This is a genomic window from Paenibacillus humicus NBRC 102415, from assembly GCF_004000905.1.
Taxonomy (GTDB): domain Bacteria; phylum Bacillota; class Bacilli; order Paenibacillales; family Paenibacillaceae; genus Paenibacillus_O; species Paenibacillus_O humicus.
In genome coordinates this window covers 1-24,749 of record NZ_BIMD01000006.1, presented here as the reverse complement: position 1 = coordinate 24,749, position 24,749 = coordinate 1, and the positions used below count along the sequence as shown (strand labels likewise).

Annotated in this window: 24 protein-coding genes; 2 read left to right on the top strand and 22 right to left on the bottom strand. The window is 60.2% G+C overall.

Annotation, left to right across the window (positions count from 1 at the left end; all coding sequences use genetic code 11):
- Position 1: 1 nt before the first annotated feature.
- From pyrC to lspA, 6 genes are all read right to left on the bottom strand, one after another.
- Positions 2-1,300, bottom strand: coding sequence for a dihydroorotase (gene pyrC, locus PHU01S_RS05960; RefSeq protein ID WP_127506664.1), 1,299 nt, complete (start codon positions 1,298-1,300; stop codon positions 2-4).
- Positions 1,301-1,331: 31 nt separating this feature from the next.
- Complete coding sequence (locus tag PHU01S_RS05955) at positions 1,332-2,234, bottom strand: aspartate carbamoyltransferase catalytic subunit (RefSeq protein WP_127506662.1); 903 nt, start codon at positions 2,232-2,234, stop codon at positions 1,332-1,334.
- Between the two features lie 6 nt (positions 2,235-2,240).
- Entirely contained in the window at positions 2,241-2,795 is a 555-nt protein-coding gene (gene pyrR / locus PHU01S_RS05950) for a bifunctional pyr operon transcriptional regulator/uracil phosphoribosyltransferase PyrR (protein WP_048748563.1), read from the bottom strand.
- A gap of 426 nt (positions 2,796-3,221) precedes the next feature.
- Positions 3,222-4,457, bottom strand: a complete 1,236-nt coding sequence (locus PHU01S_RS05945; RefSeq protein ID WP_021879788.1) for an LL-diaminopimelate aminotransferase — start codon at positions 4,455-4,457, stop codon at positions 3,222-3,224.
- A gap of 197 nt (positions 4,458-4,654) precedes the next feature.
- A complete protein-coding gene (locus tag PHU01S_RS05940) occupies positions 4,655-5,632 on the bottom strand; it encodes an RluA family pseudouridine synthase (protein ID WP_127506658.1) in 978 nt (325 codons plus the stop codon).
- A 39-nt stretch (positions 5,633-5,671) separates the two neighbouring features.
- Complete coding sequence (gene lspA / locus PHU01S_RS05935) at positions 5,672-6,193, bottom strand: signal peptidase II (protein ID WP_048748554.1); 522 nt, start codon at positions 6,191-6,193, stop codon at positions 5,672-5,674.
- A 155-nt stretch (positions 6,194-6,348) separates the two neighbouring features.
- Between lspA and PHU01S_RS05930 the strand changes: the two genes are divergently transcribed.
- Positions 6,349-7,053 (top strand): TraR/DksA C4-type zinc finger protein, encoded by a 705-nt coding sequence (locus tag PHU01S_RS05930; RefSeq protein ID WP_127506656.1) that lies wholly within the window; start codon positions 6,349-6,351, stop codon positions 7,051-7,053.
- A 139-nt stretch (positions 7,054-7,192) separates the two neighbouring features.
- Here PHU01S_RS05930 and PHU01S_RS05925 read toward each other — a convergent pair whose 3' ends face one another.
- The 16 genes from PHU01S_RS05925 to PHU01S_RS05850 all read right to left on the bottom strand — a co-directional run bounded on the left by PHU01S_RS05925 (position 7,193) and on the right by PHU01S_RS05850 (position 23,154).
- Complete coding sequence (locus tag PHU01S_RS05925; RefSeq protein WP_048748556.1) at positions 7,193-7,528, bottom strand: DUF5665 domain-containing protein; 336 nt, start codon at positions 7,526-7,528, stop codon at positions 7,193-7,195.
- Positions 7,529-7,791: 263 nt separating this feature from the next.
- Positions 7,792-10,893: an isoleucine--tRNA ligase gene (gene ileS / locus PHU01S_RS05920; protein ID WP_127506654.1), complete on the bottom strand. Its 3,102-nt coding sequence runs from the start codon at positions 10,891-10,893 to the stop codon at positions 7,792-7,794.
- A 456-nt stretch (positions 10,894-11,349) separates the two neighbouring features.
- Complete coding sequence (locus PHU01S_RS05915) at positions 11,350-11,847, bottom strand: DivIVA domain-containing protein (protein WP_048748558.1); 498 nt, start codon at positions 11,845-11,847, stop codon at positions 11,350-11,352.
- A gap of 217 nt (positions 11,848-12,064) precedes the next feature.
- The gene (locus PHU01S_RS05910) at positions 12,065-12,847 is read right to left on the bottom strand and encodes a YlmH family RNA-binding protein (protein ID WP_127506652.1); all 783 of its coding nucleotides are present in this window, start codon (positions 12,845-12,847) and stop codon (positions 12,065-12,067) included.
- 9 nt (positions 12,848-12,856) lie between these two features.
- Entirely contained in the window at positions 12,857-13,126 is a 270-nt protein-coding gene (locus tag PHU01S_RS05905; RefSeq protein WP_021879797.1) for a YggT family protein, read from the bottom strand.
- A 7-nt stretch (positions 13,127-13,133) separates the two neighbouring features.
- A complete protein-coding gene (locus tag PHU01S_RS05900; RefSeq protein ID WP_048748559.1) occupies positions 13,134-13,580 on the bottom strand; it encodes a cell division protein SepF in 447 nt (148 codons plus the stop codon).
- Positions 13,577-14,293, bottom strand: a complete 717-nt coding sequence (locus PHU01S_RS05895) for a YggS family pyridoxal phosphate-dependent enzyme (protein WP_048748560.1) — start codon at positions 14,291-14,293, stop codon at positions 13,577-13,579. Before PHU01S_RS05895 ends, PHU01S_RS05900 begins: the two co-directional genes overlap by 4 nt.
- A 5-nt stretch (positions 14,294-14,298) precedes the next feature.
- Positions 14,299-15,159, bottom strand: a complete 861-nt coding sequence (gene pgeF / locus PHU01S_RS05890; protein WP_048748561.1) for a peptidoglycan editing factor PgeF — start codon at positions 15,157-15,159, stop codon at positions 14,299-14,301.
- 118 nt (positions 15,160-15,277) lie between these two features.
- Positions 15,278-15,562, bottom strand: a complete 285-nt coding sequence (locus tag PHU01S_RS05885) for a YlmC/YmxH family sporulation protein (RefSeq protein ID WP_048748565.1) — start codon at positions 15,560-15,562, stop codon at positions 15,278-15,280.
- 143 nt (positions 15,563-15,705) lie between these two features.
- Positions 15,706-16,488, bottom strand: a complete 783-nt coding sequence (gene sigG, locus PHU01S_RS05880; RefSeq protein WP_021880987.1) for an RNA polymerase sporulation sigma factor SigG — start codon at positions 16,486-16,488, stop codon at positions 15,706-15,708.
- Positions 16,489-16,688: 200 nt separating this feature from the next.
- Positions 16,689-17,894 carry a hypothetical protein gene (locus PHU01S_RS05875; protein WP_049867666.1) on the bottom strand — a complete coding sequence of 402 codons (1,206 nt, stop codon included), beginning with the start codon at positions 17,892-17,894 and terminating at the stop codon, positions 16,689-16,691.
- Positions 17,895-17,903: 9 nt separating this feature from the next.
- Complete coding sequence (locus PHU01S_RS05870; RefSeq protein ID WP_049867667.1) at positions 17,904-18,737, bottom strand: hypothetical protein; 834 nt, start codon at positions 18,735-18,737, stop codon at positions 17,904-17,906.
- Positions 18,734-19,423 carry an ABC transporter ATP-binding protein gene (locus PHU01S_RS05865; RefSeq protein WP_127506650.1) on the bottom strand — a complete coding sequence of 230 codons (690 nt, stop codon included), beginning with the start codon at positions 19,421-19,423 and terminating at the stop codon, positions 18,734-18,736. Before PHU01S_RS05865 ends, PHU01S_RS05870 begins: the two co-directional genes overlap by 4 nt.
- Positions 19,420-19,854 carry a GntR family transcriptional regulator gene (locus PHU01S_RS05860; protein ID WP_021880984.1) on the bottom strand — a complete coding sequence of 145 codons (435 nt, stop codon included), beginning with the start codon at positions 19,852-19,854 and terminating at the stop codon, positions 19,420-19,422. The genes PHU01S_RS05865 and PHU01S_RS05860 overlap by 4 nt, the downstream gene beginning before the upstream one ends.
- Positions 19,855-20,146: 292 nt before the next feature.
- On the bottom strand, positions 20,147-21,118 hold the full coding sequence (locus PHU01S_RS05855; RefSeq protein WP_049867669.1) for a D-2-hydroxyacid dehydrogenase family protein: 972 nt from the start codon (positions 21,116-21,118) through the stop codon (positions 20,147-20,149).
- A 317-nt stretch (positions 21,119-21,435) separates the two neighbouring features.
- A complete protein-coding gene (locus tag PHU01S_RS05850) occupies positions 21,436-23,154 on the bottom strand; it encodes an ABC transporter ATP-binding protein (RefSeq protein WP_049867670.1) in 1,719 nt (572 codons plus the stop codon).
- A gap of 188 nt (positions 23,155-23,342) precedes the next feature.
- Here PHU01S_RS05850 and PHU01S_RS05845 point away from each other — a divergent pair, with 188 nt between their 5' ends.
- A complete protein-coding gene (locus PHU01S_RS05845) occupies positions 23,343-24,692 on the top strand; it encodes an NAD(P)/FAD-dependent oxidoreductase (RefSeq protein WP_049867671.1) in 1,350 nt (449 codons plus the stop codon).
- Positions 24,693-24,749 lie beyond the last annotated feature (57 nt).

Sequence of the window (24,749 nt, the reverse complement as noted above, 5' to 3'; positions counted from 1 at the left end):
CTTAAGCTGTATGGTTGGACCAGACGACGCTGCCGCCCACGACGGTGGCGACAGGCCAACCGTGAAGCTTCCAGCCGCCGAACGGCGTGTTATGGGATTTGGAATGGAATTTCTCGGGCTCGACGGCAAGCTCGCTCTCCAGATCGAGAACGGCGATGTCGGCCGGCGCTCCCGCTTCCAGGCGGCCGCTGTCGAGGCCGAACACGGAGGCCGGAATCTCGGTCATGCGGCGGAGCAGGAAGCCGAGCGTCCATTTGCCGGTGCGGACGAAGGTCGTGTACAGCAGCGGGAAGGCCGTCTCGAAGCCGACGATGCCGAACGGCGCGAGCTGCATGCCGCGGGCTTTCTCCTCCTCGGCATGAGGAGCGTGATCGGTGACGATCATGTCGATCGTGCCGTCCTCCAGCCCTTGCAGCACAGCCTCCACGTCGCGCGGCGTCCGCAGCGGCGGGTTCATCTTCCAGTTGGAATCCATGCCCGGGATGTCCTCGTCGCTCAGCACCAGATGATGCGGGCATACTTCCGCCGTCACCTTGACACCGACCGACTTGGCCAGACGGATCAGCCGGACCGACTGCTCCGTGCTGACATGACACACATGGTAGTGGACGCCGGTCGCCTCGGCGAGCAGCACGTCGCGGCCGACATGGATCGCTTCCGATTCGTTCGGAATGCCCTTGATGCCGTTGTCGCGGGCGAATTTGCCCTCGGATACGTACAGCCCTTCGACGAGGCTGTCATCCTCGCAGTGCGCGATGATCGGCATGCCGATCGACTCCGCCAGCGCCATCGCGTCCTTCATCATCCCGGCGCGCTGCACGCCGACGCCGTCGTCCGTGAAGCCGATCGCGCCGGCTTCCTTGAGCGCCGCGAAGTCGGTCAGCTCTCTTCCCAGCTGGTTTTTGGAGATCGCCGCGTATGGCAGCACCTTGACGCCGTTGCCTTCCGTGCGCGCCTTGTCCAGCACGTAGCGGACCGTCTCCGGCGTGTCGATGGCAGGCCTCGTGTTCGGCATGCAGGCGATCGTCGTGAAGCCGCCGGCCGCCGCGGAGCGCGTGCCCGTGGCGATATCTTCCTTATGCGTGAAGCCCGGGTCGCGCAGATGGACGTGCATGTCGATGAAGCCTGCCGACACCAGCTTGCCCGAAGCGTCCAGCACCTCGTCCGAGGCGGCTGCCGGAGCTTCTCCTCCGACGATCTCCGCGATGACGCCGTTCTCGATGCGGATATGCTTCTTCTCCAGCTCCCCGGCCGCGTCGTTCCAGACCAGGCCGTTCACTACCCATTTGATGGATGCCATGTATGTGTTCAATCTCCTCTCGTGAGTCCCGTTAACCTCTGAGTGCCCGTTCGATGACCGCCATCCGCACCGGAACCCCGTTCTGCATCTGGGGGAAAATCCTCGACTGCGGATGCTCGACCAGATCGCCGTCGATCTCCACGTCCCGGTTGACCGGAGCCGGATGCATGATGATGGCGTGAGGCGCGATCCGCGCCGCCCGCTCGACCGTCAGGCCGTACTGCTGCCGGTACTCCTCCGCCGACTTGATCATCCCGTCCTCATGCCGCTCCAGCTGCACGCGCAGCATCATGACGACATCCGCCCGGATCGCTTCCTCGATGCCGATGTAGGGTGCGTCCAGCTCGCCGGCCCTCATGTTGCCGGGGGCGCAGAAGCTGACCTTGGCGCCCATCTCCCGCAGGCCGATCAGGTTCGATCTGGCGACGCGGCTGTGCTTGATGTCCCCGATGATTGAAACGCTCAGTCCGCTCAGGCTGCCGAACTGCTGGCGCATCGTGTACATGTCCAGCAGCGCTTGCGTGGGATGCTCGTTGTTGCCGTCGCCGGCATTGATGAGAGGCACCTTGATCCGCTCCGCAAGCTCCTGCAGCACGCCGGCCGGCTTCAGCCGGATGACGCCCGCATCGATGCCCATCGACTCCAGCGTCCTTACCGTGTCGTAGATGGATTCGCCCTTCTGCACGCTCGATACCGCAGCGGAGAAGTTCAGCACCTCGGCGCCGAGGCGCTTCTCTGCCACTTCAAAGCTGAATCGCGTGCGGGTGCTGTTCTCGAAGAACATATTCGCCACGAAGCGCCCTGCCAGCGCATCGCCGACCTTCACGCTCTGCTGCTCCCAGTAGGCCGCCCTCGACAGGATGGACTCGATCTCTTCCCGGTCCATCCCCTTCAGCCCGAGCAGGCTTCTCTGCATCAGCTGTATTGCCGTCATATCCGCTCATCCTCCTTGATGAATGATTGTCACGATGTCTTCCCCGTCCACTTCAGTCAGCGCTACGCGGATGTTCTCTTCCTTGGAGGTTGGCACGTTCTTGCCTACATAATCGGGACGGATCGGCAGCTCCCGGTGTCCGCGGTCCACGAGCACGGCAAGCTGGATCGACTGCGGCCGGCCCTGATCCATCAAGGCGTCCATCGCCGCGCGGATCGTGCGTCCGGTGTACAGGACGTCATCGAACAGGATGACACGCTTGTCGTGGATCAGAAGCGCGTTGCCGGCTCCGTCTGTCGTCGTGAAGCGGATCGTCTCTCCTTCGACGCGCCGGTCATCCCGGTATCCCGTAATGTCGAGCTCGCCGCAAGCGACCGGCGTGCCTTCGATTTCGCGGATCTGTTCGGCGATCCTGCGCGCCAGGTAGACGCCGCGGGTGCGGATGCCGATCAGCACGCAGTTCTCGATGCCCTTGTTCTTTTCGACGATTTCGTGGGAAATCCGGGTGAGTCCACGGCGGATGGCCGTGTCGTCCATGATGGCTCGTTTCTCGTTCAGGATCATGGGGCTGCTGCTCCTTCCGGCCGGTTGGGACCGGTCCGATTCGTTAGGCTTATCCTCTGTCAGCGGGACAAAAAAAACTCTCCTTGCCGGGTACATCAGCAAGGAGAGAGTTTTAGAAGCCGCGCAGGGAGAAGAGGGCATGATCGGCCGCGCGGCAGGACAAGCCAGGGGCATGGCCATGCAGGGCCACGCACCTCGCTTCGTCCCGGCCGCTCGCGCCGGATGCCGATGTGATCTTCTTCCTGACAGCGGCTGCTGTTCACGCTACCTTGCCAGCCTCTCTGGACTGAGTTAAAGGTACTGCCGTTATCGGTACTGATTATCCCATGCGCCAGCGAGGAAGTCAACCGCTAAAAACGATATTTTTGCATAAAAATACCCCGTTGTGTATAAATACAACGGGGTTTTCCGGTCTTTGGGATATTATAGGCTGAGATTGCGGATGCGCTCAACCGCTTTTTCCGTGTTCTCGCGGCTGCCGAACGCTGTCAGGCGGAAGTAGCCTTGACCGCTCTGGCCGAAGCCGACGCCCGGCGTGCCGACGATGTTCGCTTCCGACAGCAGCTTGTCGAAGAACGCCCAGGAATCCATGCCCTTAGGCGTTTTCAGCCAGATGTACGGAGCGTTGACGCCGCCGAACACTTCAAGGCCGAGCGAGGCCAGACCGTCGCGGATGATGCGGGCATTCGTCATGTAATAATCGACGAGGCCGGAGATCTGCTCCTTGCCTTCAGCGGAGTAGATCGCTTCCGCGCCGCGCTGGGTCACGTAGGAGACGCCGTTGAATTTGGTCGTGTGGCGGCGGTTCCACAGGTCATTGACGACGACTTCGCTGCCGTCCTTGTCAAAGCCCTTGAGCTCGCGCGGCACGACGGTGTAGGCGCAGCGGATTCCCGTGAAGCCGGCCGTTTTGGAGAAGCTGCGGAACTCGATGGCGACTTCGCGCGCGCCCTCGACTTCATAGATGCTGTGCGGAACGTCTGCTTCGGTAATGAAAGCCTCGTACGCCGAGTCGAACAGGATGAGGCAGTTGTTCTCGCGCGCATAGTCGACCCATACCTTGAGCTCGTCCTTCGTCAGCGTCATGCCGGTCGGGTTGTTCGGGTAGCACAGATAGATCAGGTCCACCTTGCGGTCCGGCAGGGAAGGCTTGAAGTCGTTCTCCGCCGTGCAGTCCAGGTAGACGATGTTCTCGTAGCGGCCGATTCCGCTGTCGAACAGGCCGGAGCGGCCCGCCATGACGTTCGTGTCGACGTACACAGGGTACACAGGATCCTGAACGGCTACGATGCTGTCCGTGCTGAAGATTTCCTGGATGTTGCCGACATCGCATTTGGAGCCGTCGCTGACGAATACTTCATTGGACTTGATATCCACGCCGCGCGCCTTGTAGTCGTTCTCGATGATGGCGTTCACGAGGAAATCATAGCCCTGCTCAGGGCCGTAGCCGCGGAAGGTGCCCGGAACAGCCAGCTCGTCGACGGCAGCGTGCATCGCCTTGGTGACGGCCTCCGGGAGCCCGCGGGTCACGTCGCCGATGCCGAGGCTGATGATCTCCGCCTGCGGATTGTCCTGGATGAACTTTGTGCGGCGCTTGGCAATTTCCGAGAACAGGTAGCTGCCCTGCAGATTGAGGAAGTTGGAGTTGATTTGAGTCATGGAATGGAATCACCTTTCGTCCTGTATGATAGGCCCCGGTCGAAGGTCGCGATGCCGCTCGTCCGGCTGCCGGCTACAATCCAGCATAGCTCAGCGTGGAAGTGGTTTTAATAGAGCATTTCGAGAAATGTTTGCATTAATTGCCTCTCGCCCGGCACAGATTGCTGCGCAATTGACTTCATCCCGGCAGGGAAAAATCAACGGTTTCTCAGGCTGTGCAGCACATGCTGCATATCGTCGGGAATCGGCGCTTCGAACTGCAGCCGCTCTCCCGTACGGGGATGCGTGAATCCGAGCACAGCGGCATGGAGCGCCTGGCCGGCCAGAGCGACTGTCTTGGCGCGTCCGTATACCGGGTCTCCCGCCAGCGGATGCCCGATATATTTGAGATGGACGCGGATTTGATGCGTGCGGCCGGTCTCCAGCTGAAGCTCCAGCAGCGTATAGTCGCCGAGCCGCTCGATCACGTTGAAGTGCGTCACGGCGTGCTTGCTGCCTTTTGTCGTGACGGTGAACATTTTGCGGTCCTTGTCGTCGCGTCCGATCGGAGCGTCGATGGTGCCGATGTCGTGATGCATGTTCTCATGCACCAGGGCGATGTACTTGCGGGTGACGCTGTGATCCTTGAGCTGCGCCGCCAGCGACAGATGGGCAAGGTCGTTTTTGGCCGCCATGAGCAGGCCGGACGTATCCTTGTCGATGCGGTGGACGATTCCGGGGCGCAGCATGCCGTTGATGCCCGACAGATCCTTGCAATGGAACATCAGCGCATTGACGACCGTGCCGGACGAATGGCCGGGAGCCGGATGCACGACCATGCCGCGAGGCTTGTTGATGACGATGACGTCTCCGTCCTCGTAGACAATGTCCAAAGGAATATCCTCCGGCACGATTTCAGCGGCCTGAGGCTCGGGTACGGCAACCTGCAGCAGATCGCCTTCGGAGAGCTTGTAGTTGGCTTTCGCAGGGCGCCCGCCTACGAGAGCAGCCCCCGAGGCGATCCATTCCTGCACCTGCGTGCGGGAAACGGAAGGGTCGTTCACCTTGTCCGTAATGAACTTGTCGAGACGCGTCTTGGCGTCCTCGGCTGCGACCGTCCATTCCAGGACAGGCTCGGCTCCATGCTCCTCGTCGAGGCCGGAGACGCCTGGGTTGATAGTGGTTTCTTCATTCATGCGTGATTCAGTCCTTACTTCATTGTTGGTAGTCGCCGATTAAGCGCCGCTCGTGCTGTCGCTTGCGCCGGGCTGATCCGCTTCCGGAGAAGCGGCATTGCGCCGCTCGCCGAGGAAGGTATCGAGAATGATGAGCCCGACTCCGATCGTGATGGCCGTATCCGCCAGGTTGAATACCGGGAACGAATAGGAGCCGAAGTTGAAGGAGAGGAAATCGACGACATGTCCGTACAGGAGACGGTCGATGAAGTTGCCCAGAGCTCCTCCGAGCACGAGTCCGAGCGCCGTCAGCAGCAGCGTCCGCCCCGACTTCCGGCTTTGGTGGATGTACCACATGATGCCTGCCGCCACGGCGAGCGTGATCAGCAGGAAGAAGGCGCGCTTGCCCTCCAGAATGCTGAAGGCCGCCCCCGTATTGCGGATGGATGTGATGACAAAAAAATTCCCGATTACTTTAAGCTGCTCGTACAGCTCGAGCCGGCTGGAAATGACCCATTTGCTGAGCTGGTCCAAAACGATGACGACGAGCGCCAACCAATATGAATACCCTTTGAGCCTCAAGCGATTCCCTCCTCATCCGTCCCATTGTAGCATATCGCTTCAGCAAGGAGCCACCGCGGAGGCGGCCGTGCCGTTTCCATAGAAGCCCATCTCTAATCGAGACGATAATCGACCACACTAGTATCGATATATCTGTGAAAGGTGTGTGTCAAACGATGCCTCATTCCGACTCGTTTCTTGCCCGCATGCGCGGGCGGCTGATCCAAGAAAAACAGGAGCTGGAGCTGCTGCGCAAGGAAACCCAGCATGACGGCCTGCTCAATTCCCTCCGGGACGAGACGGGCGAGCTGTCCACGATCGACAACCATCCGGGAGATATCGGCACGGAAATGTTCGAGCGCGAGAAGGATCTCATGCTCCAGGACAAGCAGGACATGCAGCTGGTCCGGGTCGAATCCGCGCTTGCCGCGATGGAGGACGGCTCGTATGGAACCTGCATCCAGTGCGGCGCCGATATTCCCACGGAGCGTCTTGAAGCGCTGCCCGATACCCGCTACTGCATCGATCATGCGCCGCGCGATCATGTGTCGCACAGCCGTTCCGACGCCTTGTCCCTGCTGCCGATGCCCTTCGGCCAGTCCGACAAGGACGACGACGCATACAACGGCTTCGACGGCGAGGACGCCTGGCAGATCGTCGAGCGCTGGGGCAATGCCGACTCCCCGGCCATGGCCGAGATTCCAGGAGACAGCTACGACAACGTGGGCAGTGAGGCCGGCGAGAACGACGGGTACGTGGAGCCTTTGGAGAGCTTCCTCGCTACCGACATTACCGGCACGCATGTCTCTGTTGTCCGGAATCGGGAGTACAGGCAGTACATGGAGCAAGGAGAAGGCGAGGAGCTCGGAGAGGAAGAGTAGTCGGAAGGCTGCGAAGCCTGCAGCCCTTCGCCGCCGCCTGCCGCAGCTCCGTCCGATTCGACAGGCCGAAACCGCCTGAATTCTGCCTCATTGGAATGATTCCGGTCCGTTCCTCCTTCGACGAATGAACGCTTGAATGTTATTGATAGCCGTTTTTGCCCTCCAGCTGGATCTGAACGATTCGGACAATATCCGCGATATAGTCGCCGATAATGGGAAGATTCAGCTGGCCGAGGGCTTGAAGGATGTACAATATCGTTGCGGCAAATACGGTCAGCCCGATCGCGTACCCGACCCCTCTGGAGATGCCGGCGACGACGTTGCGCCATATGAGCGACAGCGGCCGATTGAGCAGATCCACGTACCCGGCCATTTGAGAGCGTTCCAGATCCATTGCGATCTTCTCCAGCCGATCCTCGAGCCGGCTGCTTTTTTCGAGCTCAGCCCGTTCTTCCCTGCGCTTGTCTTCGCCCATGCCCCGCCTCCGTTCGTTTTCCTGGACGTCCTCTCTTCTTCCGGCTGCTTTGCTTTCTCGACGCGAAAAAGAGGCTTGGACTTTCGTCCGTTCGACCTCTAGTATGTCCGATTGGAGTCTGGAGGATTCTTCCTCTTCCCAAGCCGAATGCAGCCGAGCAGGCAGACAAGAAACCCCCTGAGGGGATCCCTTCAGGGGGTCGGCTTTGGCTGGCTCCGTGGAGCAGCCGGAACTCATTCCGCTGCCGGCCTGGACCGAACCGTTCAGCGGATGAGCAGGCCGAACTCGCGTTCTCCGAAAGCGACTCTTTCCATGCCTTCGGCGCTATCAAACGAGACGCTGCTCAGCAGGACGCTGTCCTGCAGCAGGCTGTCGAATGCCTGGAGAGCAGCCGTCAGCTCCGCATCGGCATCAAGCACGAGATCGACGCGCTTCTCGATCGGCAGATCGAGCTTCTTACGCGTGTCCTGCACGGCGCGGATGACTTCCCGCACCCAGCCCTCCTGCTCCAGCTCCGGCGTGATGTCCGTATTGAGCGCGACCGTGAGGCCGCCGCCCGATGCGGACGCGAAGCCCGGCTTTGCCTGCTTCTCCACGAGCAGCTCGTCTAGAGCGACCGGAACGTCCTCGCCGTCAGGCGTCGTGAAGACGAAGCTCCCTCCTTGAACGATCGTGCGGGCCGTATCGGCATCGAGAGCTTTCAGATGAGCCTGGATCGGCCCGACGTTCTTGCCGAATTTCTTGCCCGCCACCTTGAGGTTGAGCTTCAGCGCGAAGTCGACGAAGCCGCTGTCGGAATGCTCCACCGTAATGCCCTTCACATTGATCTCATCCTTGATGATGTGTTCGTATTCGGCAAGCTCGAAGTCGCCGCTCAGAGAAACGATCAGCTCGGACAGCGGCTGGCGGGTTTTGATGCCCGTCTCGTTGCGCACGTTGCGGGCCAGCTCGACGATCTGGCGGGCCGTCTCCATGTCGCGCTCAAGCGCTTCGTCGATGGCGGCATCGTCGACGACCGGATAGTCGGCGAGATGGACGCTGCCCTTTCCGCCCAGATTTCCATATACGTCCTCGGCAAGCAGCGGCGCGTAAGGAGCGATCAGCTTCGACAGCGTCAGCAGCACATGCCGCAGCGTGCGGTAGGCGTCCAGCTTGTCGCCGGTCAGGCCGCTGCCCCAGAAGCGGTCGCGCGAGCGGCGGATGTACCAGTTGCTCATCTCGTCGACGAAGGCCTCGATGGCCTTGGCGGAATTGAGGAAATCCCAGCCTTCCAGCCCTTTGACGACGTCGCGCACGAGCGAGTTGAGACGGGAGACGATCCAGCGGTCCAGCTTCGCCTCGGAAGCCTGATGCGGATCGGAAGCGGGGTCGTACCCGTCGATGTCCGCATACAGAGCGAAGAACGCATGCGTGTTGACGATCGTATCAATGACCTTCGACTTGGCTTCTCCGACAATGCCGCGCGAGAACTTCTTGCTGTTCCATGGAGCGCTGTCGGCCAGCAATGCCCAGCGGAACGCATCGGTGCCGTACTCGTTGATGATTTCCCACGGGTCGATGACGTTGCCTTTGGACTTCGACATTTTCTGGCCGCTCTCGTCGAGCACATGGCCCGTAGAGATGACGGCCTTGTAAGGGGCGCGTCCGTTATACAGCGTCGAGACGGCCAGCAGGCTGAAGAACCAGCCGCGCGTCTGGTCGATGCCCTCGCAGATGATGTCCGCCGGATACTGCTCGGCGAAGCGGCCTTCGTTCTCGAACGGATAATGCTGCTGGGCGAACGGCATGGAGCCGCTGTCGAACCAGACGTCGATGACTTCAGGCGTGCGGGTCATGACCGCCCCCTCCGCGAACGGACTGTGCAGCTTCACTTCGTCGACATACGGCTTGTGAGGCTCGAAGTCCTCCGGCAGCTCCGTCGTCGCGCGCGCCCGCAGGTCGGCGAGGCTGGACGGCGCGTATTCCTTGCCGGTCGCTTCGCAGATCCAGACGTTGAGCGGCGTTCCCCAGTAGCGGTTGCGGCTGATGTTCCAGTCGACGAGATCCTCGAGGAATTTGCCGAAGCGGCCCTCGCGGATATGGCCCGGATACCAGTCCACGCCGTTGTTGTTGGCGATGAGCTGATCCTTGACGGCCGTCGTCTCGATGAACCAGCTTTCCGTGGCGTAGTACAGCAGCGGCGATTTGCAGCGCCAGCAGAACGGATAGCTGTGCTCGTACTTCTCTTTGGAGAAGAGCAGTCCCTTCTCGCTCAGCTTGCGCACGATCTCGATGTCGACCTCTCCGTCCTTGACGAAGCGGCCGGCCCAGTCCGTCACCTCGTCGACGTAACGGCCCTGCGAGTTGACGACGGCCAGCAGGCCGATGCCGTTTTTGCGGGCGGCCTTGTAGTCGTCGTCGCCATGTGCGGGCGCGATGTGGACCATGCCCGTGCCGCTCGTGTCGCTGACGAAGTCCGCGCCGATGACGACATGGCCGTTCTCGATCGGGACATAATTGAACGGCGCTTCATACGGAAGTCCTACCAGCTCGGAGCCCTTCACGCTGCCGACGATTTCCGGCTTGTCATCTCCCTTGAACACGCTCTCCACGAGGCTCTCGGCGACGAAGTACACCTCGCCGTCCCGCTTCACCTTGGAGTAGGTCAGCTCCGGATTGACGGCGATGGCCGTGTTCGCAGGAAGCGTCCATGGGGTCGTCGTCCATGCGAGCAGATGGCCTTCCCCATTTTTCAGCGGGAACTTGACGGTCGCGCTGAGATCCTTGACATCCTCGTAGCCTTGCGCCACTTCATGCGAGCTGAGAGTCGTCTGGCAGCATGGGCAGTACGGGCTGACGCGGTGGCCGCGATACAGCAGACCTTTGCCATGGATGGTGGACAGGATATGCCATACGCTCTCGATGTAGCTGTTCTTCAGCGTGATGTACGGATCGTCCATATCCGTCCAATAGCCGATCGCTTCCGTCAGCTCGCGCCATTGGCGCTCGTATTCGAACACGCTGTCCTTGCATTTCTGGACAAAGGCCTCGACGCCGTAGTTCTCGATCTCCTGCTTGCCGGAAATGCCGAGCTGCTTCTCCACGCCCAGCTCGACCGGCAGGCCATGCGTATCCCAGCCCGCTTTGCGGATGACGCGGTAGCCCGACATCGTCTTGTAGCGGCCGATGAAGTCCTTGATGACGCGGCCCAGCACGTGGCCGATGTGGGGAGCCCCGTTTGCTGTCGGCGGCCCTTCATAAAAGACGAAGTTCGGCTTGCCCTCCCGGTTTTCGATCGAGGCCTTGAACGTCCCTTCCTCTCTCCATCTCGCCAGCACCCGCTCCTCGCGGCTTCTCGCCTTTTCCTTGACATCCACTCTTTGCATACTTGACACGCCCTTCTATTGAGAAAATAAAAAAGCCCGCCCCTGTGTAAAGGGGCGAGCATGACTCGCGATACCACCCTAATCGCCCTGTCGCCGTGGAAACAGGTCCCTGATTGGACCGTGCTTCGCCTCAGCATAGGCATCTCAGCAGCGGATGCATATCTGCCATCCGCGTTCCCTATAACGTGGGACTGCCGGCGGGGCTTACTCGGCACGAAGCGCACAAGGCTACGGGCTGTTCGGCTCCGCTTCTCGGAGAGGATGTTCGGCTGAAGTTCGAACGCCGGCTTGCAGCAGGATGCCGGCTCTCTGGGGAACGACCGTTCAGCGTACTCGTTCTCGTCGACGAAATTGACTGTTATCCATCATGTCGCGATAAGGACCTGCAGGTCCATTATCGTCGCCAAAATCTATTTCTATACTACATACAGCAGTCCCTGCGTGTCAACCGCCGCTCTAATAGTTCGAGCCTTCCAGAGACAGGCTGCTCGAGGCGTTCTCCAGCTTGTCCCAGCCGTCCTGGGCGAGCAGCTCGAGCTGCGCCTCGACCAGCGTCCGGAAGCGGGTCCGGTAGATTGAAGCCTGTTTCTTGAGCTCCTCCACTTCCAGCGACACCTTGCGGGATTTCATCATGGAGTCGTTGACGATGCGGTCGGCATTCTTCTCCGCTTCCTTGATGATCAGCTGCGCTTCCTTCTTGGCGTTGCCCCTCACCTCGTCCGCCGCCTCCTGGGCGACGATGATCGTCTTGCTCAGCGTCTCCTCGATATTGGCGAAGTGGTTGAGCTTCTCCTGCAGGTTCAGGATCTGGTTCTGAAGATCCTTGTTCTCGCGGATGAGCGCCTCGTAGTCCTTGATGACCTGGTCCAGGAATTCATTGACCTCATCCTCGTCGTAGCCGCGAAGTCTTCTTCCGAATTCCTTGTTATGTATGTCCAATGGCGTCAGCGGCATTGGGGCACCTCCTGTTGGGTTTGTTCTCGTCGTAAGCCGATCGTTGGTGATATCCCAATTCGACAGTTCCGGGCAAATTCCTGCAAATTTCTGATCCACGCCAAAAATATCCGTCCTCCCTATATCGGTCGGGACGGCGGCATTTTTTGCTGTCCATATAAGGATGGCTCCATGCAGCGCATGGAGCCGAGCCGTCCTAGCTCCCGGGGAGCCGGTTTCAGATGAATTTGCCTGCCTTGACGCGTATCCGGCCTTTCTTGGTCATCCCGTCGACCTCCAGCAGCTTGAACCTGCCGAGTCCCTTGATGGACACGACATCTCCTTCGCGCAGCTGCTTCGAAGGATCCTCCTCGCCCTTCCAGTTGACCCGGCAGCGCCCGGCCCGGATCGGCTCGACGATCTTCGCCCGGCTGATCCGATAGACGTCGCTGCAGATGCCGTCCAGCCGCATGGACGCGACCGTGAAGCTCATCTCTTCCATCCGGCTGACGACCGGGCGCAGCTCCGTCAGCGGCTTGACCGCCGTCAGCACGCTGAGCTTGTGGACCTGGCGGAAATGCACGTTCAGGAAGCCGGCGATCTCGTCCGCGACAAGCAGCTGGGCTCCATCCGGACCGACATGGATGTCTCCGATGCGGTCGCGCTTGATTCCGAGCCCCAGGACGGCTCCCAAGTAGTCGCCGTGATCCAGCTCCAGATGGCCGCCGGATACAGCTTGCACTTCAAGGACGGATATGCCCGTATCCTCGCCCTCCAAATAACGATACGAGGGAGCAATCAGCGCCCGCCTGCGCTCCGCTCCCTCGTATCCTCCATCCAATCGAACGCCGACGTCGGGCTCCCGATTCGCGAGCGACATCAGAATCGATGCCTGCCGGGGATCGAGGAAATCCGTCCGCTTCAGCTCGTGAAGCTGGGCCGAGCGTCCGATCCACTCCAGGGCGCGGTCGACGAAAGGCCGCTCCTCCGGATGAAAATGCTCATAAAGGCCGTCTGCCACTGGGCTGCCTTAGGAGAAGAAGAAGCCCAGCACGCCGATGATGCCTTGCGCGACAAAGCGCAGAGCGATCAGGGCGACGATCGGGCTGATGTCCAGCATGCCGCCGATCGGCGGGATGAAGCGGCGGAAGATGCTGAGATAAGGCTCGACGATCTTGCCGAGGAACTGGCCGATGAAGCTCTCGCGGGCGTTGGGCAGCCATGAAAGCAGAATGTATCCGAAAATCATAAAGTAGTAAATCGATTCCAGGGTGTGGACGATCTCTTTGACTTGCTCCAAGCCAAGGTCACCTCATTTTTCTGTAGTCTTCGTCAGCAAGCATTTCGGTTATGGTGCCCTGAACATCGACAGAATCCGGCGTGCAGAGAAAAATATTCGGGCCGAGCTTGGAAATGCTTCCGTTCAGCGCATATACGGTGCCGCTGAGGAAGTCGACGATCCGCACGGCCAGATCCGTCCGGACGCGCTGCAGGTTCACGATGACGGAACGCCGGTTGCGCAGATGGTCGGCGATCTCTTGCGCCTCGTCATAGGAACGGGGTTCGTTCAGCACGACGCGCATGTTCTTCTGCGAATGGATGCTGACGATATTGCTGCCTTTGGTTGGTTTACGCATTTCGGATGCCGAGGTTTCAACTTCGTGATCCTCATGCTGATGGACGGGCTCGCGCTCGATGATCTCTTCTTCGTCCTGCAAGCCGAAATAGTTCATGAACCGGTTAAGCACCTTCATACCAGCTCCTCCTCTTTGCCTACGAGAATGGTTCCAAGCCGCACCCATGTCGCGCCTTCCTCAACCGCTGCCTCGAAGTCGCCCGACATTCCCATCGAGAGCTCCGTCAGCGGCTCCGCGAACCAGCTCTCGCGGTTGGCCAGCTCCATCAGCTCCCGCAGTCCGCGGAAGACCGGACGCGCTGCCTCGGAATCCTCGTCGTGAGGCGCCATCGTCATGAGGCCGATCGGCTTCACGCCAGGATAGGCCGCAAGACCCGAGGCGAGATCCCGGAGCTGCTCCGGGGCGATGCCGTGCTTGGAATGTTCCGCGGATACATTGACTTGAATGAAGCATGGGACCACGATGCCGAGGCTCCTGGCCTTCTTGTCGATTGCATCCGCCAGGGAAAGCCTGTCCAGCGAATGGATGTATGTAAACTTGCCTATGACGTCCTTCACCTTGTTCGTCTGCAGCGAACCGATAAAATGCCAGACGGGAGCTTCTCCCGCTCCGCAGGAGCCTTCCGGAAACGCCTCCCACTTGTCCTTGGCGTCCTGCCAGCGGTTCTCGCCGAGATGGACGCAGCCGCTGTCCAGCGCTTCCCTGGTCCTCCCGAGCGATACATACTTCGTCACCGCGATGACGTTCACTTCCTCCGGGCTGCGCCCGCTCCGGGCGCAAGCCTCCGCGATCCTTCTATCCACTTCCGCCTTCCGCTCTGACAGCGACAAAAGCGTCACCTGCTTTCCATGCCGATCCAGCTTGCCATCCGCCCCGTGCCGCCGCCTTCCATCCGATGGGAGAAGAACAAATCCATGCGGCAGCCGGTGCACCACTGCGTAACTTCTATATTCGACGGCATAATTCCTGCTTTTATCATAATCTGTCGGTTGAGCTCTTTCAAGTTCAGCCGGCCGTGGCCCGGCGTCTCGCCGTGAATGACCGGGTCGGCTGAAGCGATTCCAGCTTCGGCAAGCTCGCCGAGCAGCGGGCGGACGCGCCCCAGGACGGCTTCGTCGACCTCGTAGCAGCATGCTCCGATCGACGGTCCGACAGCTCCGCGGATGTCGGCAGGCTTGCTCCCGTACCGGCTGCCCATCGCTTCGACGGTCGCGCGGGCGATTCCCCCTACGGTTCCCTTCCAGCCCGCATGGGCAAGCGCCACCGCTCCTCTGGACGGGTCCCAGAAGTACAAGGGCACGCAGTCGGCGTAAAAGGAAACGAGCAGAACGCCCGGCTCATCCGTCATCAGCGCGTCCGTATCCGGGACGGCCGTCGCGCGCGAATCGCGTCCGCGCCCGGCATCGCCGCGGCTGATGGCCTGGACGGCGCAGCCATGCACCTGCTCTCCGCAGGTGAAGGACTCATAGGGCCAGCCAAGCGCATCGGCCAGCCGCATGCGGTTCGTCCGGACAGACGCGTCGTCGTCCCCGACATGCAGCCCCATATTCAGGGAAGCCCAAGGCTCCCGGCTGACGCCGCCCTGCCGTCCGGTGAAGCCGGCCGTAACGCTGCCGCCGCCGGTCCATGATTCCAATAAAAAAAGCGAAGCTTCCTTCGCCGGGTTCCCGTTATCGCGCGGAACGAATGCCTCCATTTTGCCATCACCTCCAGCCTAGTGTACCATGGCCGGCGCGGAGCGGGGAAGGCGGGGCGGCTCCGCCGCGGCTTTTTCTGGCGGCTGTTCGCCAACAGGTTTTCCTCGCGGCTGTTCGCTACAGCTTCTCCTGGATGTCGTCATCCTCCAGATACGCCTTGACCCCGCCGGCGTTCTCCATCCGGACGAGCACGACGTCGGCGCCGATCTTGACGATGTTGCGCCACGGAATGATGAGATCCGCCCCGCTCCCGAACATGCCGAAGAAACGCGTGAAATTAGGCACGACGATGGAATCGATGCGCCCCTGCCTCAGATCGATTTCCATGTCGCTGATTTGGCCGAGCTTTTTGCCGTCGACGATATTGATGACGTCCTTGGTTTGGAATTCGGATATTTTCATGAGCATGCGCGCCGCACTTCCCGTCCTGGAGGTCTAGTGCTCCCAGTATATGACGGAAGGCGGCCGATCAGCCCAAGCCCGCATGAAAAAGGCGCCCGAAGGCGCCTGGAGTTCGTCATGGAGCCTGGCCGCAGCGGCCAGCCTCAGCTCTTGACATGCTTCTGAAGCTGCTGGATGGCCGACTTCTCGAGGCGGGACACCTGCGCCTGCGAGATGCCGATCTCGTCGGCCACCTCCATCTGCGTCTTGCCGTCGAAGAAGCGCATCGACAGAATCATCTTCTCGCGCTGGTTCAGCTTGTGCATCGCCTCGCGCAGGGCGATCTCCTCGATCCAGCTGATGTCCTTGTTGCGGTCGTCGCTGATCTGGTCCATCACGTAGATCGGGTCGCCGCCGTCATGATAGATCGGCTCGAACAGGGAAACCGGATCCTGGATGGCGTCCAGGGCGAAGACGACGTCCTCCTTCGGCACGCCGAGCGCCTCGGATATCTCGAAGATCGTCGGCTCGCGGGAATTCTGGTTCGTGAGGCTGTCGCGGACCTGCAGCGCCTTGTAGGCGATATCCCGCAGCGAGCGCGATACCCGGATCGGGTTGTTGTCCCGCAGGTAGCGGCGGATCTCGCCGATGATCATAGGGACGGCATATGTGGAAAACTTGACGTTTTGACTGAGGTCAAAATTATCGATGGCCTTCATGAGTCCGATGCAGCCGACCTGGAACAGGTCGTCCACGAATTCTCCCCGGTTGTTGAACCGCTGGATGACGCTGAGGACGAGCCTCAGGTTCCCGTTCACGAGCTTCTCTCTTGCGGACCACTCGTTCTGGGTCTGGAGAGCGGTGAACAGCTCCCTCATTTCGACGTTCGTAAGCACGGGGAGTTTGGAAGTATCCACTCCGCAGATCTCGACTTTATTTCGGGTCAATTGTGACTACCTCCCAAGGAGAAACATTAATAAGCATTATCTCCTCGGGCTTCATTTTTATTCCTGTTCCGACACCGTCCGACAGAGCCGCCAGAAGCCTGGAAACGCATCCAAACGACTGGCGGCGTGGAATTGCCGAGCAGTAATTCGACGAAAAAAAAGCCTCGGCGCTTGGCCTCGGCAAATAAGGAAAACGGGAGTCATTCCCCGTAGTAGTTGAACTGGAAATACTGGTAGTCCACACTCTGCGAATCGCTGTCCGTCCGCTCTACGGCGCCGCGGTATACAACCTTGCGCGTCTTCTCCTCGTAGACCACGACGGTAGGTATTTTATTCAGGATCAGGTTGTCGTATATCAATCCCTTCTCGAGCCGGATGCTGCGCAATCCCGCGCTGCCGCTACGATCAAGCTTCAAAGGCTCTGCCAACGGCTCTCCCGTCCGGGTGTCGAGGACATGAATGAGCGGCTCGGCATTCCGCTCGTTGAATGCATAGAGCTTTCCTTCGTGCAGCCTCGGCGCAAGCCCTTGCTTGAGCCGATCCATTCCCGCCTTGGGCAGATCCCAGGTATCGCCGCTGGCGTAATCGTAGCCGATGATGCGCCAATCTTTCAAAACCAGATCCTGTTCGGACCTAGCGGCATCCGGACCCTTGCGCTTGATCGTCTTCACATTGAGCATCACGGAAGAAGAGGGCTCAAGCTCCCGCACCTCGGCGATCAGCTCGACCGAAGTCTCCGTATAAGGGTCGGGATCCGGAACCGTTTGGTAAATTTCCTCCGCCTGCAGCAGCTCCCCGCTCTCCTTGTCGACGATATAATCCGTAAAAGTCCAGATCGCCGGGCCATTGCCCGGGCTGTCATGCTGTCCGCGCACCAGCAGGTGGATGCGGTTTTCTATCCGCTGGATGTCCAGAACGGTCTTGTCCTGGTAAAGGGGATTGTCCGCCTTCGCAGCATTCGCCCGAACGGGCACGGTGAATTCCTTGCTGCCGGAACCGGCAAGATCCAGAATACGAATCTTGACGGACGAAAGGCTGTCGTCCATATCGGCACCGATGACGAAATTCCCGTCCCGGTAGAACGACTCATCCTGCCGATGCCCGCGCATGAAGGAACGATGGGCGATAATGAGCTGGTTCCGCTCGGAAGAATAGCGGTCAGGCTGGATCAGATCGTCGAAGGGAGCGGATAAAAACAGGCTTCCCGTCCTTTCCCTGCGTCCGTCCGCCGACAAGCGGGAACCGAGTCCTTCCAAGACGAAGCCTTTCATCGCCTCCGTGCTTCCTTCCAGTGTAACGAGCTTGTATGGGGGATTGCTGTCGGAGCCGGCGGCTCCCGCATAAGCGGCCAGGACGGCGGCGCTTAGGACAGCAAGCCCGATGCTGTATCCGTATCTTCTTCTCATAGTTCCTCCTTAGGCCGCGACTTTGGTGCGGAGCAGCCATCTGCCTAGCCACAGCGACAGCGCCGCATTGAGCAGCATGAGTGCGATTGCAGCCGCCAGCAGCTCGGAAGGATACAGCAAGGCCGTCCCTCTTTCCGCTTGGGCCCACATCCATGCGACCAGCATCAACGTCCCTGCCGTGTAGGCCAATCCGGCAAGCAATCCTTTGAACCGATAGCTTCTCTCCATAAGAATGGTCGTGAACAGCAAGAGCACGAATACCGATCCGAATCCGTAGACCAGCAGAAATTCATGCAGGCGCACCGGAATGAAGAGGACGAGATCCATGCCTCGAATCGTATCGACCAGAGTTCGCGGAACGCGCAGCTCGTCGGGCATACGCAGCCGGTACATCGTCATCTGAACGGCTACGATGCCTATCTGCAGGGCGAACAGGCTGAACACGAACGTCATCAGCGCTGTGAATTTGGACACATACAGGAGGAATCTCGAATGCGGCAGCATCAGCAGCCGATAGACAAAAGCCGACCTGCCAAACCAGTCCCTGTACCAGATGAGGAAAATATACAATCCGATCCCGCCGATGCAGATCACGATCGGGAATGTCATCCAGCTCTCTCTATGAGACCAAATCTCGCCCAGCGGAATACCGTTGTATCTCTCCGCATATTGGGCCAGAGACAATCCTTCGCGGGTCAATTGCCCGCGAATGGCTTGAAGCCGATCCCTCATCGCCAGCTGCAAGCCGATCAGCTGGATGGCGGACGTCATGGCCATCAGCCCGAGAAGCACAAGGCGGAAGCGGTAGATTTCCAAATGCACCAGCTTCAAATACGTTTTCAAGTCCGATATACCTCCCTCATGACGTCGATGATCGACTTGCCGTGATCGCTGCGCATCTCCTCGCAGTCGAAGTCGCGGATCACATGACCCTGATCCAGCATCACCGCCCGATCGACGAGATGCTCGATGTCGCCGATCTCATGCGTCGTTATGAGCACTCCGCGATCCTCGACCAGCTGGCTCGTGAATACCTCGGCAATCCTCTCGCGGCTGAACAGGTCGATGCCGGAGAACGGCTCGTCCATCAGCACGTAGTCGACGTCCTGCGCCATGCCGAGCACGAGGTTGAACTTGGCCGCTGTCCCCTTCGACAGCCGGCCGATCCGCTCTCCGCGCTCGAGGCGGAAGAAGCTCATCAAATCCTCGGCTTTTTCGGCATTCCAGCGGGGATAGAAATCCGACATCAGCTGCAAGCCGTCCCGCAGCTTCATGGAACCCGGCAGCGTGAGCCGATCGGGGACAAAAGCAATCGTATGGTAGATCTCCGGGGAAAGAGGCTGGCCGCCGATGCGGATGCTTCCGCCATCAACCGGCGTAAGTCCCATAATCGCCTTCAGAATCGTCGATTTGCCGGCGCCGTTCAGACCGATGAGACTGGTGATCCGACCTTTCTCCGCCTTGAACGAAATCCCGTTCAAAACATTTTTGCGGCGGTACCGCTTGCGGATGTCGCTGACCTCGATCATCGCTGGCCCCCTCCTGCTCCATCATGATTGTTGTCGGCGGCAGCGGAAGGCCTTCCATATTTCTCCCGGACCAGCTCCACCAATTCCTCCACGGGCGCTTCCAGCCTGCGGACCGACTCCACGAACGCCTCCACCGCCTCGCCGAGCAGCTCGGAGCGGATCTTCCTCAGCACGTCGGCGTCCGTCGTAATATGGCTCGGCGAATTTCCTTCGGTCACGATCAAGTTCTGATCCTCCATTTCCTTGTACGCTTTCTGGGCTGTATTGGGGTTGATCTTCATGCGGGAGGCGAGCTCCCTGCGCGAAGGAACGGTCTGGCCGCCGCGCAGCCGCCCGGTCGCGATCATTTCCTTGAATTGCTTGACTACCTGCAAATAAACCGGATCCCTGCTGTTGAATGCCGCTTCCGGCCACTCCTCTTCGCCTGCCATCTCGCACCTCGGTTCGTGTGTGTACTATGTAGTTCATACACTCGATAAGTGTATTATGCGCATCATACACTAGAAATGTCAATCGTTTCCTAAAAAAAGAAACAAGCTGTCTTGATCCGCCCGGGGCGGATCACAGACAGCTTGATAGGCCATGCAATTTCTCGTTCCGGCGGAAACACGTTCAGAGCCTTGGCGACGCATGTTTATTCATGCCGTCCGGCTTCATGCCGGATGCCGAATGCTTGCTGCAAATCCCGCCTGCCGCCACGCTTGCACGGCATGCCCGGTCTCATCAGCCCTTGTAGGGCTGAACCGGACGAATCGGACGGCCCGCCAAATAAGCCTCGATGTCCTCCACCGCATCCTCGAAGTAGAGCCGGTAGTTGCTCTCCGTCACGTAGCCGATATGCGGCGTCGCCAGCACGTTCGGCAGCGTCCGGTAAGGATGGTCCTCCGGCAGCGGCTCGACGTCGAAGACGTCAAGCCCCGCGCCTGCGATCCTCTCTTCCTTCAAGGCAGACATCAGCGCCTCCTGGTCGACGATGCCCGCCCGAGACGTATTGATCAGGAAGGCGGTCGGCTTCATGAGCGCCAGCTCCTCCGGGCCCAGCAAGCCGCGGGTCCTGCCGCTCAGAACGAGATGCACGGACACATAATCGCTCTCCGCCAGCAGGGCTTCCTTGGAAGCCGCCAGACGGACGCCTGCCTGAGCCGCCCGCTCCTCGGTCAGGTTCTGGCTCCACGCCAGAATATTCATTCCGAATGCCCGCCCGATCTCGGCTACGCGGGTTCCGATCCTCCCCAGCCCGAGCAGGCCGAGGGTGCGGCCGTTCAGGTCGCTGCCGACGGTGCTCTGCCAAGGTCCGCCGCTGCGGAAGGAGTCGGTCTCGACGCGGACATGCCGCGCCAGGCCGAGCAGCAGCGCCCAGGTCAGCTCGATCGGCGCCTCCGAGCTGCCGCGCGTGCCGCTGACCGCGATGCCGAGCCGCTGCGCCGCGTCCAGGTCCACGGAAGCGTTGCGCATGCCGGTCGTCACGAGCAGCCTCAGCTTCGGCAGCCGGGCCAGCAGCGATTCCCGGAACGGCGTCCTCTCCCGCATGATGACAAGAATCTCCTCGTCCTTCAGCATCTCCGCCAGCTCGTCCTCGCTGTCATAATGCTCTGTCAGCACCGACAGCTCGAGCTTGTCTTCCAGGCGGCCCCAATCCCCATAGTTCAAAGCCGCTTCCTGATAATCGTCGAGAATCGTGCAGTTCGCTTTCATGGATCGTCGCCTCCCTTGTCGTCCTTTTCATTGTAGGAAGCGATCGGACGGGAAGCAACCATTTCCATGCGGGCCAAAGCCTCTTCCGGCCGGATGCGGGACCTTGAAGACGGCGATGCGGCCTTTCCAGCGCGCCGCCGCCAGCCAGCTCCCCTACTGACATAAAAACAGGCAGCCTGGCGGTTTCTACCTGTAGACGGAACGCAGAGCTGCATCCAGTATCCAATAAGAGAGGCCTGCCTTGCAGGGAGGAAGCTCGCGCATCTGCATGAATCCGGCTTGCGGAATTTGATTCCCCTGCAGCAGCCCGCTTCCCCTTAGGCTTGGCTCGCCTGGGCCACATGCAGGCGGCTGTAGATGCCGCCCGCGGCGATCAGCTCCTGATGCTTGCCCTGCTCCGCGATGCCGTCCTTGCTCACGACGACGATGCGGTCGGCATTGCGGACCGTGCTCAGCCGGTGCGCGATGACCAGCGTCGTGCGTCCGACGGACAGCTCCGCCAGCGCGGCCTGGATGGCCGCCTCCGTCTCGGTGTCGAGAGCAGACGTCGCTTCGTCCAGGATGAGGATCGGCGGATTTTTGAGGAACATGCGCGCGATGGACATGCGCTGCTTCTGTCCGCCGGACAGCTTCACGCCGCGCTCGCCGATGACGGTATCCATCCCTTCCGGCATGCTGCGGATCAGTTCGTCCAGCGACGCCCGGCGCGCCGCTTCCCAGATCTCCTCTTCGCTCGCCTGCAGGTTGCCGTAGGCGATATTCTCGCGGATCGTGCCGGAGAACAGGAAGACGTCCTGCTGCACGATGCCGATCTGGCGGCGCAGCGAATCCAGCTTCACGTCCCGGATGTCCTTGCCGTCCACCTTGATCGAGCCTCCTTCCACCTCGTAGAAACGCGGCAGCAGGCTGCAGATCGTCGTCTTGCCGGCTCCGGACGGACCGACAAAGGCGACCGTCTCTCCCGGCTTGATGCTGAGGCTGATATCGTTCAGAATCGGACGATCCGGCTCGTAGCCGAAGGAGACATGGCTGAATTCGATGCTGCCGCTGACGTTCTTCAGCTCGGCGGCGCCGGGCTTATCCTGGATATCGGGTTCCGTGTCCATGATTTCGCAATACCGCTTGAAGCCGGCGATTCCCTTCGGATAGCTCTCGATGACGGCGTTGATCTTCTCGATCGGCTTGAAGAAAACGTTCGACAGCAGGATGAACGCCATGAAGTCGCCGAGGTTGATTCGCCCTTCGATCATGAACCAGGCTCCCGCGATCATGACGAAGATGGTGATCAGGCGCATGAGCATGTACGTGATGCTGATGCTCTTGGACATCGTCTTGTAGGCCATCAGCTTGGTCGTGCGGAAGTTCTGGTTGTCGACGGCGAACAGCTTGTTCTCATGCTCCTCGTTGGCAAAAGACTGCACGACGCGGATGCCGCCGACATTGTCCTCGATGCGGGCGTTGAAGCTGCCGACATTGCCGAACATCCGGCCATAGGTCGAGCCCATCCGGCGGCCGAAGAAGATAACGAGCCAGGCCATGATCGGAACGATGACGAACGTGAGCAGCGCCAGCTCCAGATTGATGTAGGCCATCAGGGCAAACGAGCCCAGCAGCGTCATGACGGCGATGAATACATCCTCCGGACCGTGATGGGCGACTTCGCCGACCTCGGTCAGGTCGTTGGTCATTCTCCCGATGAGGTGGCCGGTCTTGTTGTTGTCGAAGAAGCGGAAGCTCAGCTTCTGCACATGCGCGAACAGCTTGCGCCGCATCTCCGTCTCGATGTTGATGCCAAGCATATGTCCCCAGTAGTTGACGACATAGTTCAGCACTGTATTCAGCGCATAGATCGCCAGCAGGCCGACGCAAGCCCAGACGATCAGCTGCCAGTCCCCGCCCGGCAGCAGCTTGTTGATGAACTGCTGGACCGCGACCGGAAATGCGAGCTCAAGCAGGCCCGCGACGACGGCGCAGGTGAAGTCAAGGATGAAGAGGCCCAGGAACGGGCGGTAATGAGAGAAAAATCGGCGGAGCATGTCTTCACTCTTTTCCGGTTGGTTTTGATACAAAATTCTGTATAAACTCTATACTAATTGATAGTCATTCTCAGGGTCAAACCCTTTTTTGGCTTTATTCAAACCTTCCCTCCCTCGCGCCGGCGCCGCAACATGTTCGAAGGCCTGTTCCCATGCTAAAATGAAAGCATAAAGGAGAGCGTTCATTCATGTATGATGTCACGATCATTGGCGCCGGAGTCGCCGGCATCTTCGCCGCCCACGCCCTGATGGAGGCCGCTCCTGGACTCAAGGTGCTGGTGGTGGACAAAGGAAAGCCGCCGAGGGAACGAAGCTGCCCGCTGGAGCAGGGAGGCAGCTGCCAGTGCGACGCCTGCGAAGCCTACATCGGATTCGGCGGACTTGGCCGGTCCGAAGGAAAATACAATTTCACGACCGACTTCGGCGGCGAGCTGGAAGGGCTGCTCGGAGAACGGCTCGCGATGGAAAGGCTGGACGAGGCCGACCGCATCCTCTGCCTGTACGGGGCCGCCGAAGCCGTTCCTTACCGGACGCACAGCAGCAGCCTTGCCGCCAGGGCGGAAGCCGGCGGCTTGAAGCTGCTCAGCTCGACCGTCCGCCATTTGGGCACCCGCTTGTCGCGGCAAGTGCTGGACGGCTTCTATGAAGCTCTGTCGGCATGGGCGGATTTCAGCTTCCGGACCGAGGTCGTCTCGCTGGACAAGAATTCAGGAGGCTTCATCCTTCGCCTCTCGGATGGACGGACGTTGCCGTCGAAAAAGGTGTTTCTCGCCACGGGACGCAGCGGCAGCGGCTGGCTGGAGCAACTGCTTCCGACGCTCGGCCTGGAAGCGAGGCAGACCCGGCTGGATCTCGGCATCCGGCTGGAAATGGCGGGAGGGCAATTGGATTCCATCCTTGAGGAAACGTTCGAAACCAAGCTGCGCTATGACGGGGACGGCTTCTCGGCGACAACCTATTGCATGAATCCAAGCGGCCGCATCATCCGCAAGCATCAGGAGGGCCTCGTCATGGCCGACGGCCAGAACTTCAAGGAACAAGGAAGCAAAAGCGCCAACCTCAACTTCACCCTGTTCGTTCCGCGCCACTTCCCAACCCTGCAGGAGGCCGATGCATGCGCCCGGCAAGTGCTGGGGAAGGTCAACCGTGGCGGGGATCGCCTGGCCGTCCAAAGGCTGGACGATCTCCGCCGCGGGCGCTCCTCCAGCCCGGAAGGCATCCGCTCCAGCCGGATCAGGCCGTCGATCGAGGCGGATCCGGGAAATCTGGCCGAGGAGCTGCCGGAGCTGTATGTTCGAGCCGCCATGGAATTCCTGTCCGCGCTGGAACGGCTGCTCGGCGAACGTCTTGACGGCGATACGCTTCTCTATGCGCTAGACGGCAAATTCTATGCTCCCAGACTGGCAGTCGACTGCCGCTTCCAGACGGAAATCGAAGGGCTGTATGCGATCGGAGACTGCTCCGGCTCGACCCATTCGCTCTCCCAGGCGGCGGCCAGCGGCATCCATGCCGCACGCTGCGCGCTCGGCCTTTCCTGAGACTCCCCCTCAGCCTGTCCTTCCCAACAAAAAGCCGGCCCTCTATGGAGAGGCCGG

Bases quoted from the DNA above. Each gene is read 5' to 3' on its own strand.
- pyrC (WP_127506664.1), bottom strand. From the start codon at position 1,300: ATGGCATCCATCAAATGGGTAGTGAACGGCCTGGTCTGGAACGACGCG.
- PHU01S_RS05955 (WP_127506662.1), bottom strand. From the start codon at position 2,234: ATGACGGCAATACAGCTGATGCAGAGAAGCCTGCTCGGGCTGAAGGGG.
- PHU01S_RS05945 (WP_021879788.1), bottom strand. From the start codon at position 4,457: ATGACTCAAATCAACTCCAACTTCCTCAATCTGCAGGGCAGCTACCTG.
- PHU01S_RS05940 (WP_127506658.1), bottom strand. From the start codon at position 5,632: ATGAATGAAGAAACCACTATCAACCCAGGCGTCTCCGGCCTCGACGAG.
- PHU01S_RS05930 (WP_127506656.1), top strand. From the start codon at position 6,349: ATGCCTCATTCCGACTCGTTTCTTGCCCGCATGCGCGGGCGGCTGATC.
- PHU01S_RS05925 (WP_048748556.1), bottom strand. From the start codon at position 7,528: ATGGGCGAAGACAAGCGCAGGGAAGAACGGGCTGAGCTCGAAAAAAGC.
- ileS (WP_127506654.1), bottom strand. From the start codon at position 10,893: ATGCAAAGAGTGGATGTCAAGGAAAAGGCGAGAAGCCGCGAGGAGCGG.
- PHU01S_RS05915 (WP_048748558.1), bottom strand. From the start codon at position 11,847: ATGCCGCTGACGCCATTGGACATACATAACAAGGAATTCGGAAGAAGA.
- PHU01S_RS05900 (WP_048748559.1), bottom strand. From the start codon at position 13,580: ATGAAGGTGCTTAACCGGTTCATGAACTATTTCGGCTTGCAGGACGAA.
- pgeF (WP_048748561.1), bottom strand. From the start codon at position 15,159: ATGGAGGCATTCGTTCCGCGCGATAACGGGAACCCGGCGAAGGAAGCT.
- PHU01S_RS05885 (WP_048748565.1), bottom strand. From the start codon at position 15,562: ATGAAAATATCCGAATTCCAAACCAAGGACGTCATCAATATCGTCGAC.
- PHU01S_RS05875 (WP_049867666.1), bottom strand. From the start codon at position 17,894: ATGAGAAGAAGATACGGATACAGCATCGGGCTTGCTGTCCTAAGCGCC.
- PHU01S_RS05865 (WP_127506650.1), bottom strand. From the start codon at position 19,423: ATGATCGAGGTCAGCGACATCCGCAAGCGGTACCGCCGCAAAAATGTT.
- PHU01S_RS05860 (WP_021880984.1), bottom strand. From the start codon at position 19,854: ATGGCAGGCGAAGAGGAGTGGCCGGAAGCGGCATTCAACAGCAGGGAT.
- PHU01S_RS05855 (WP_049867669.1), bottom strand. From the start codon at position 21,118: ATGAAAGCGAACTGCACGATTCTCGACGATTATCAGGAAGCGGCTTTG.
- PHU01S_RS05850 (WP_049867670.1), bottom strand. From the start codon at position 23,154: ATGCTCCGCCGATTTTTCTCTCATTACCGCCCGTTCCTGGGCCTCTTC.
- PHU01S_RS05845 (WP_049867671.1), top strand. From the start codon at position 23,343: ATGTATGATGTCACGATCATTGGCGCCGGAGTCGCCGGCATCTTCGCC.